The sequence below is a fragment of the Lentilactobacillus parafarraginis DSM 18390 = JCM 14109 genome (genome assembly GCF_001435895.1).
In the GTDB taxonomy this organism is placed as follows: Bacteria; Bacillota; Bacilli; order Lactobacillales; family Lactobacillaceae; genus Lentilactobacillus; species Lentilactobacillus parafarraginis.
The window spans coordinates 1-1,081 of the sequence record NZ_AZFZ01000175.1; the positions used below are offsets into that span (position 1 = coordinate 1).

The 1,081-nt window shown below is 48.9% G+C and carries 1 protein-coding gene; it reads right to left on the reverse strand.

Features of this window, described 5'->3' with window-relative positions:
- Positions 1-59 precede the first annotated feature (59 nt).
- The coding region (locus tag FD47_RS14575) for an IS30 family transposase (RefSeq protein ID WP_235806124.1) at positions 60-1,081 on the reverse strand (1,022 nt) is incomplete at its 5' end.

The window sequence follows — 1,081 nt, forward strand, 5'->3', positions numbered from 1 at the left end:
CCTCAATTGTCAAGTTAAGTGCAACACTAATGGCCTATTCTTATAATTGGTCTAGAAAGTTAAACCAGTTGTGGCATAACATCCGCTGGACAACTATAGCTTAAACAGCGGCGGGGACGGTGATTCAGCGTGTCTTGAACCAACTGCAGATCCACTAATGAGAGGTTTTTAAAGGAATGCCCCTTTGGGAAGAACTCTCTTAATTGACCATTTACATTCTCATTAGTGCCCCGTTCCCAGGGAGAATATGGATGGGCAAAGTAGATTTCCGTTCCTTGAACCTGATTTAAACTAGCGAATTCCGAGCCGTTGTCAAACGTGATCGTCCGAAAGTTTTCTGCACCGTAATCATCAATCGTATCTTGGAGGGCTTGCCGGCAAGTCTCTGCCCGGTAATCAGGCAATTTAACGATAATTTCCATCCGGCTAACTCGCTCGGTTAACGTCATTAAAGCTGGTTCGGACTCAACCCGTTTGGCTTTCACTAAGTCGCCTTCCCAATGGCCCAACTCCTGACGTTTCCGAACCACTGCGGGCCGGTCTTCAATGGACTGTCCAAGCCGTTTTTTATTCAGGCGGGCATGTCGGTGATTCGGGCGTTTAACGCGGCGACGTAGCTTCATGGGTAAATCATAGCTGTGAAGCTCCGGGAGCTTGCCAGCCTCGATATACCGATAGACCGTAGCCGTTGATGGGCAGGGAAAGTTCGGGTAATGAGCTTTGAAATAGTGGACATACGTATCGACACTGAAAACTCGTGGCTTAGCTTTTAAAGCTTTCGGCAGGGACTTGAAGAACACGGCAGCCCGCTGCAGTAAGCCTTTGGGGTGACACTTGGCCCGCTGTTCTCGATAGTAAGCCGCCCCGCGCTCGGCAAAGTAGCCCTGATATGACCGATGTTTCTGGGAATCAATCTGGGTGGTTAACCCGCGTTTTAATTCGCGAGAAATGGTGCTGGGACTCCGGTGAAGCCGGCTGGCGATCTGACGAACGCCAAATCCTAATCGAGTCAGGGACTCAATTTGACCGCGTTCAAAAGATTGGAGTTGTTGGTAATGCTTAGGCATGATATTCTTAGTTT